Annotated in this window: 7 protein-coding genes; all 7 read left to right on the top strand. The window is 52.6% G+C overall.

Translation table 11 applies throughout. The features are described 5' to 3' along the window. Positions 1-256 precede the first annotated feature (256 nt). The 7 genes from QZQ29_RS08030 to QZQ29_RS08000 all read left to right on the top strand — a co-directional run bounded on the left by QZQ29_RS08030 (position 257) and on the right by QZQ29_RS08000 (position 7,847). Positions 257-1,621, top strand: a complete 1,365-nt coding sequence (locus QZQ29_RS08030; protein ID WP_296962140.1) for an FAD-dependent oxidoreductase — start codon at positions 257-259, stop codon at positions 1,619-1,621. Between the two features lie 165 nt (positions 1,622-1,786). Then, positions 1,787-2,317 carry a hypothetical protein gene (locus QZQ29_RS08025; RefSeq protein WP_296962138.1) on the top strand — a complete coding sequence of 177 codons (531 nt, stop codon included), beginning with the start codon at positions 1,787-1,789 and terminating at the stop codon, positions 2,315-2,317. After that, positions 2,317-3,612 carry a glutathionylspermidine synthase family protein gene (locus QZQ29_RS08020; RefSeq protein WP_296962136.1) on the top strand — a complete coding sequence of 432 codons (1,296 nt, stop codon included), beginning with the start codon at positions 2,317-2,319 and terminating at the stop codon, positions 3,610-3,612. The genes QZQ29_RS08025 and QZQ29_RS08020 overlap by 1 nt, the downstream gene beginning before the upstream one ends. A gap of 609 nt (positions 3,613-4,221) precedes the next feature. Then, a complete protein-coding gene (locus tag QZQ29_RS08015) occupies positions 4,222-4,758 on the top strand; it encodes a biotin transporter BioY (protein WP_296962134.1) in 537 nt (178 codons plus the stop codon). Between the two features lie 49 nt (positions 4,759-4,807). Then, positions 4,808-5,305: a MaoC family dehydratase gene (locus QZQ29_RS08010; RefSeq protein ID WP_296962133.1), complete on the top strand. Its 498-nt coding sequence runs from the start codon at positions 4,808-4,810 to the stop codon at positions 5,303-5,305. Beyond that, positions 5,302-6,504 carry a thiolase family protein gene (locus tag QZQ29_RS08005; protein ID WP_296962131.1) on the top strand — a complete coding sequence of 401 codons (1,203 nt, stop codon included), beginning with the start codon at positions 5,302-5,304 and terminating at the stop codon, positions 6,502-6,504. Before QZQ29_RS08010 ends, QZQ29_RS08005 begins: the two co-directional genes overlap by 4 nt. Further along, positions 6,501-7,847, top strand: a complete 1,347-nt coding sequence (locus tag QZQ29_RS08000; protein WP_296962129.1) for an AMP-binding protein — start codon at positions 6,501-6,503, stop codon at positions 7,845-7,847. The genes QZQ29_RS08005 and QZQ29_RS08000 overlap by 4 nt, the downstream gene beginning before the upstream one ends. Positions 7,848-8,070: the final 223 nt, after the last annotated feature.

Here is an 8,070-nt window from a genome sequence, read left to right as displayed (position 1 = left end):
GCTATTTAAGGAGCCTCATGACGAAGCAGTGCATAAAAATTCTTATAAAAGCAAACTCTATGAATTAATCAGTGCTTTCGTAAAGAAATAGGAAGGCCGCTGTCGGCTGTCCGCTGACCGCTTGCAGCTGCATATCCGATGAAATCCGGACTTACCTTACCTTATCAGCCCTGCCCATTGACATCATTTGTCCTCCTATTGTAAAATACAAATAGATATTTTTAGATTTACCTATTTAGAAGAAACGAGGAAACCTATGACAGTCTATGACTATGTAATTATCGGATTTGGCAAGGCCGGAAAAACATTCGCTTCCTTTCTGGCGTCCAGGGGTGTAAAAACGGCACTCATTGAGAAATCAAAAGAACGGTATGGCGGCACCTGCATCAATGTGGCCTGCATACCCAGTAAATCTCTGGAATACAGTGCCCGTCTGTCCCATGAGCGGGAAGGGACCTGGGAGGAAAAAGAAAAGCGCTATGCCGAGGCGGTGGAGGAGAAGAACCGTCTCACCGCCATGCTCCGCAGGAAAAATTATGACAAGCTGGTGCAGGCAGGGGTGACCGTATATGATGGCACAGCATCCTTTGTGAATGACCATGAAATCCTGATTTCCTCCGATGGAAAAGAAGAAATCATCAGGGCGGAGCATATTGTCATCAATACAGGTGCAACCCCTGTCATGCCGCCGGTGGAAGGACTTGATCGGAGCGCCTTTGTTTATACCAGTGAAACGTTGATGGATGAAAAAAGACTGCCCCGTCATCTCGTGATTCTGGGAGCCGGCTATATCGGTCTGGAATTTGCGTCCTACTATAATAATTTCGGCTCCCAGGTGACTGTCATCCAGAAAGGCCCTGCTTTCCTTCCGAAGGAAGACAGGGACATGGCAGCGGCAGTGAAAGCACATTTGGAAAAACAGGGCATCCGCATTCTGGAAGAAGCAGATATTCTCCGGGTGGAAGATGAAAAGGAAGGAGCCCAAATTCATGTGAAGACAAAGGATGGGGAAGAAATCCTTCATGCTGATGCCCTGCTTGCAGCCACGGGAAGGCGGCCCAATGTATCTTCCCTTGGTCTGGATAAAGCAGGCGTGGAAATGACGCCTCGGGGAGCAGTGAAAGTGGACAGCCGCCTTCATACTTCCAAACCCCACATCATGGCGGCAGGCGATGTGACGGGAGGCATGCAGTTTACCTATATTTCCCTGGATGACTTCCGCATCCTGAAGAGTGATTTCACCGGTGACCTTAAGAGAACCACAGAAAACCGCGGCCCCGTTCCATACGCCCTTTTTCTGGACCCGCCGCTGGCCAGGGCAGGTATGACGGAAGAAGAAGCCCGGGCATCGGGCCGGAAAGTTCTGACTGCCTCCATGCCGGCAGCCGCCATTCCTAAAGCCCATGTACTGAAAAATCCATCAGGCCTTCTCAAAATCATTGTGGATCAGGAGAGCGGACTTATTCTGGGAGCCCATTTCTTCTGCCTGGAATCCTATGAAATGATTAATCTGGTGAGACTGGCCATGGACCGGAAGATTCCATATACTGTCCTTCGCGACAGCATTTACACCCATCCCACCATGACCGAAGGCCTCAACGACCTTCTGGGCATGCTGTAATTTTATAATCTTCCATAAAGCAGGCGGCGCCTTCAGGGGCGCCGCTTTTGTATTGGATGAGAGAATCTGATACGGAATAAAAAACAAGAAACTGGAAATCCCTCCATATGGTATGATAAATAAAGAACAAATCATATTTCATCAAATAAAGACAAAGGAGACCCTATGTATCGAAGTGCAAAGACAGCGGCCATTCTGGCTGCTTTTATGACGGTCAGCGGTGCGGCGGTGATGATGGCGGGCTGCGGACAGGAAGAAAAGGATAAGGGCGATGAGCTGAAGGATGAAAACGGCAGGACCTATCACCTGGTGAAGAATGAAGATGGCACGGAGACCGCCAAATACGACAACGGCGAGGAAGTGACCTTCCGGCGGGACGAGAATGACAATCTGCAGTACGTGTCCGGCGTTTCCAGCCTGCTGCCGCTGCTCATGATGAGCTATTTCATGTTCCACGGCCTGCCGGGCTACTCCGGCCATTATGACCGTAACACCGGCAGCGTGCTGAATGACAGGCCTGCCTATACGGAGCAGAAACAGCAGCAGAATGCAGGAGGCGCCGGCACAGGCACCTATGCCGGCAATAAGAACTCTACCTATGAATCCGGCAAATCTTCCGGAAATTCCACGGTGAAGGCCCCTGCCGGTGGTAAAACCGGATTTGGCGGCGCCGGCGTGAGAGGAGGCGCATCCTGATGGAAAAGACCTTTATGGATGATTTGGACAGGAACATATTTCCCTACGTGGAATATCCGGGCTATCCTTTCCGCTATCCCACCCACCTGCCCCTCATTGTGACAAGAAAGCAGATCGAAGAAGTGCGCCGCGTGAGCGGGGCGCTGTATAGAATCTTTGCCAAGGCCGTGAAGCGGGCCATGGAATGTGATGATTCTTTCATGGATGATATGGAAATTCCCGAAAAGCTTCGGAAATATCTCCACGGCGGCAATGCCATGAAGGACCTGCCCACCTGGATTTCCCGGTTCGACTACGTGATTGATGAAAAAACAGGGGGCATCCGCATGGTGGAAATCAATGCGGACACCCCCTGCGCGGAAATCGAGGCCTACTATGCCAACGGCGTGGCGGGGCGGTATTTCGGCAAGGAAAATCCCAATGCCTTTGAAATGAACGGTCTCCGCAGCTTCCTTCTGGATGTGTATCTTCGCTGCTGTGGAAATATGAGCAGTGAAGAGCTGGAAGCTCATCCCATCCTCTTTTCCTGTTTCCATGACTACATCGAAGATTTCGGAACCACGAAATTTCTTATGAATGCCATGAGGGAAGCGGTGCCGGAGGATGTGAGACCGCATATTCTCTTTGAATCTTTCTACAACCTGGCAGTCATGGAAGACGGCAGCGTGGCCCTTCCTGACGGCAGGACCATTTCCTTCCTCTACCGCATGCATCCCATGGAAATCCTCATCGAAGAAACAGCGGACCAGGACGGCTCTTCCCTGGGAGAACTGATGATGGAAGGCTATGTGAATCACCGTTTCCACATGATGAACCCGCCGGAATCCATTATCATGCAGTCCAAAGGATTCCAGGCCCTTCTCTACGCCCTCATGGAAGACCATGCCTTCTTCACGGAAAAGGAACAGGAAATCATAAGAAACTACATTCCCGCCAGCTTCTTCATGCGGGACTTCCGGATGGATGAAAAGAATCCTTCCCTTTGGATTCGAAAGCCCATCTGGGGCAGGGAAGGAAGGGGCATTGACATTATCAATGAAAAAGGAGAGACCGTTTACAGAAAAGAAGTAGAAGACCCGGAAGACGTGGTGTGCCGGGACAGCGATTCCTCCCTGGTGCAGCAGTACGTGCCGCAGCAGAAAATCGTGACCAAAACGGACGTGGGCGTACTGGAAGGCTATGTGACCCTCTCCTGCTTTATGCTGGGAGATAAACCGTCTGCCATTTATGCAAGGTTCAGCGAAGAAAAGATTGCAGGGAATGAGGCCTACTGGATACCGGTGCTCTATGAGTGATGGAACCGGGTTAGAAGTCGGGACCGGGATCGAGGCTGGCAGGCGCTCTTATGGACACGCCCTTCGGGCGTGAGGGTTCAGAGGGTGCAAAGGGTTCACAGGGTTCAGAGGGGGTGGAGGGCGCCTTTGAAAATAAAGGGGCGCCAGTATGATAAAACCATACAACCGCCCTTACGGGCGAGGGGAAACAGGCAAACCGAGCCTTTGGCTCGAGGGAAATGCACCCCTTTTGGTGCCGTAAGGCACCAAAGGGGGAAAAGCCACCGGAGGTGGCTAATTCACCGAAATGTTGTTCATAACGTAAGAGATAAATGTTAAGCATAGGGAAAACTTCCCCCTCCGGGGGAAGTCCCCGTAGGGGAATAGGGGTGCATTTTCACGAGCGAAGCGAGGTTGTGAAGGTTTTCCATTCCGTGAAGCGGAATTCTAAAACTCATTGCCCGCAGGGCAATCCACAACCCTCTGAACCCTTTGAACCTTCTGAACCCTTTGAACCCAAAAGGGGCACAATAGAATAGGGGAATCGTCATCATTTGTAAACTGTATAATGTAGACAGTTGACAAACGAATCGAATGATTTTATAATGAATCCATCAACAGGAGGTCATTATGAATCAGAATCATTCTATCCGTATGCAGGTTTTATGTGCTTTATTTGCCGCAGTTACTGCGGTGTGCTCCCAGATTACCATTCCTATCCAGCCGGTGCCCATTACTCTTGGTACCTTTGCGGTACTCATGGCAGGCGGTTTCCTTGGCAAGCGGTACGGTCTTCTGGCCATTGTGATTTATCTGCTCCTTGGCATGGCAGGGGTGCCGGTATTTTCCATGATGCGCGCCGGTTTTTCCGTCATTGCCGGGCCTTCCGGCGGATTTATCATCGGCTTTGCGCCTATGGCTTTCGTGGTGGGACTGGTATCGGAGAAGCTGGGTTATTCCTTCAAGAACATGCTGGCTGCCACCATTGCAGGCACGGCGGTGTGCTACATCATGGGGCTGGCATGGTTCATGTTCCTCACAGGCACCGGCATTTGGGCGTCCATGGTCATGTGCATGTTCCCCTTCCTGCCCGGAGACTTTGCAAAAATCCTGCTGGCCTCTTTCCTGGTGAGCAAGTACAGAAGAAGACTGGTCGGAGAATTTTAATATATATGGCGGAAGGGAAACCTTCCGCTTTTTTTATAAGGGAGAAAATATGGAAGAATTGATGAAAGCCCTCTGCAGGGCCTGGGAGGACGAGTGGCAGGGCATGGTGATGGGAGAGCTCCGATACAGCAAAGGTGAGGGAGAGACCGATGGACCCTGTGAAATTTCCTGGTCCGGAAGAAAAATCATCAGGATTCGGGCGGTGAAGGGGACCGGGCGCATGGAAATCCTTCTTTTTCCTTTCTCCGGAAAAACGGTGGGGAAGAAAAGGGCGGATAAGGGAACCTGGTGGCACACTTTTTCTGAAGAGGAGGTACGTTCCTTCAGCCTGGCCCTGGGGGATCACAATGAAATCCATCAGTCCCACCGTCCTGTGGTGAGCGGCTTTCAGATTGCCTCTGCCCTTATGAAGAGGAAAAATTTTGAAAGGCTCCGCATCCATTTCCACCATCCCCTGTATGCAGGTGATGCGGTGTATTTGAAACAAGCGGGAAATAGGGTTTACGGGTCTTCCGATGTATTGTGTTTTGAGGCGGTGATGGAATGAATCGGGTATTTCTGGTGGGCGGCCTTCGGAGCCATATCGGTATACGGAACGGCATTTTTAAAAATGTAAGGCCCGAGGTACTGGGAGGCGCTGTGGCGAAGGCGCTTTGCGAAAGGTATGGCCTTGCCGGCCCGGACGCCCTCATCTGCGGTAATGCCGTGGGGCCTGGCGGAAATCTGGGGCGGCTGCTTCTTCTGGAAGGGGGACTTCCGGAGAGGACGCCGGCCTTTACCATTGACCTCCAGTGCGCTTCCGGCCTGGCAGCCATCCATATGGCAGCCCTTTCCATTATGGCAGGAGAGTGGGACGCCGTGCTGGCAGGCGGCGCAGAAAGTGCGTCTCTCCAGCCCGTTCGGCGGTATGCAGACAATGATGAAAGAAGCCATCTTAGAAATCCGGTCTTCACGGCAGCCCAGTTCAGGCCCGGCGAATTTGGCGATGATGCCATGCTGCTGGGAGCGGAAAGGGCAGCGAAAGCGGCGGGAATCACAAGGAAGGAAGCGGACGAAGCGGCCCTTTTAAGCCAGGAAAGGGCGAAGAAGGCAGCAGAGGAAGGGTTCCTTTCCGATGTGATTCTTCCCCTTTTCGGCAGCAGCCGGGATGAGGCCATCAGGAAACGTATGTCTGAAAAGCTCTTGGAAAGGGCGCCTCGGGTCACCGATTTTCCCGGCGGCATCCTCACAGCCGCCAATACCTGTACCATCAATGACGGCGCTGCCTTCGTGCTCCTTGCCTCTGAAAGATGGCTCCGGGAAAGACATCTCCTGCCGTCGGCGGAAATCAAAGGATTCCAAATGATTGGTGCCGATCCCGCGGTGCCGCCGCTTTCGGCGGATTTGGCAGTTTCATCCCTTCTCCGGGATAAAGGGCTTTTTTACAGTGATGTGGATGCCTTTGAATACAACGAAGCCTTTGCGGTCATCAGTGCTGCCTTTAGGAAAAAGCACAAAGATGTGGCGGACCGCCTGAATCGCTGGGGCGGCGCTCTGGCCTATGGGCACCCCTATGGCGCCAGCGGTGCGGAAATCATGATTCATCTCATGAAAATTCTGGAAAAGGAGGGCGGACGCCTGGGGGCCGCCTCCATTCCCGCTGCCGGCGGCGTGGGAGAGGCCATCCTGATTCGTCACGTAGATGAAAGGGACTGGAAGGAAGAAAAGCATATTTCCTTTTCCCTGCCGCTGGAGGTGAAAGCATGAAATGCTATGAATACCTTCTTCGATGGGGAAGGGAAAAGAAGGATGACATCTTCTATCGGGGCGATGAGATGACCATGACCTGGGGCGAAGCCCTCCGATTTGTGGAAGAGGAAGGAGAAAAATTGTCTGCCTTGCAGGTGAAAGGAAAACTTACCGCTCTGTACCTGCACGGGCCCTTAAGGCAGCTTCTTTATTTCCTGGCCCTTTCCTATGCCGGCGGCGTGCCGGTTCTGTACCATGAATATCTGAAGGAAGAGGACTTGTCAGCCCTCCTGGAAAAACAGCCGGTAGGTCTATTTCTTTCTGACGAGGAGATTCCTTCCCTTTCTTTGAAAAAAGGGCAATCCCTGTTTTTTCGGACATGGGACAGAAAAGCCCTGATTTCCGGTGTCTTTGGCGTGCTTACTTCCGGCAGCAGCGGCCTTCCTAAAATCCTTTACCGCCGGGATGAAAGCTGGACCGATTTCTTTCCCCTGCAGGATGAAATTTTCAGGGTGGACGGCCATTCCCGCCTCTTTTTCCACGGCTCCCTGGCCTTCACGGGGAACCTGAATATGGTGATGGATTTCCTCTCCGAAGGCGCCTCCCTCCACGGCAGCAGCCGTCTTCTCCCTAAAACATGGATGGACCGCATACAAAAAGAGGGAATCACCCATGTGTACATGATTCCCTCCAAACTTTCGCCGCTGTCCAAAGTCAAAGGAGAGGCAGGCAGTGTTACCCATATCCTCACCGGCTCCCAGCTCATGACGGCCTCCCTGTACCGGCGGCTCACAGAACGCTTTCCGGCGGCCAAAGTGATTCTTTACTATGGCGCCTCGGAACTCTCCTATATTTCCTACACCGAAGGAAAGGACATCCTCCTTTCGCCGGATACAGTGGGGAAACCCTTTCCCAAGGTGAAGGTTTCCATCGAAAACGGAGAAATCACAGTGGACACACCCTATGGCATCGAAGGCATTTCCATGCCCTACACCTGCCATGACCTGGGACGGCTGGATGAAAAGGGAGAACTCCACTTCCTGGGGCGCCGGGAAGACATGTACCATGTCCAGGGCAATCACGTGCCAAGGCAGAAAGTCCTTTCCGCCCTCCTCATGGTGGAAGGGGTAGAGGACGCGGAAGTGACGGCTTTGAAACAGAAAAACGGCGACGATACCCTCGTCGCCTTTCTCTCCGGAACCGTGCCGGATAGGAAAGACATGGTACGAATCCTTTCCCGCTGCCTCAAGGCCTGGGAAATCCCCTCAAGGTTTATCGTGCTTCCCGCTATCCCCCGTACCTCCACAGGAAAAGCGGACAGGAGGAAACTGGAGGAAATGGCAAAGGCGCCATTATTATAATAAAAACTGGGAGCCGCCCTGGCGGGCGATGGAAATGCACCCCTTCTGCCGCCTTCGGTGGCACCTCCCCCAGAGGGGGAGGTTTGCTCTCCGCTTACCCTTGTGCTAACTTAAGCTGCTCTTTGTATAGCGGCAAGAAAACTTCCCCCTCCGGGGGAAGTCCCCGTAGGGGAATAGGGGTGCATTTCCACGAGCGAAGCGAGGTTGTTTGGTTTTCGCTGCC

It is taken from the genome of uncultured Dialister sp., from assembly GCF_900538805.1.
Lineage (GTDB): Bacteria > Bacillota > Negativicutes > Veillonellales > Dialisteraceae > Dialister.
This window is presented reverse-complemented; position numbering and strand designations above follow the sequence as displayed.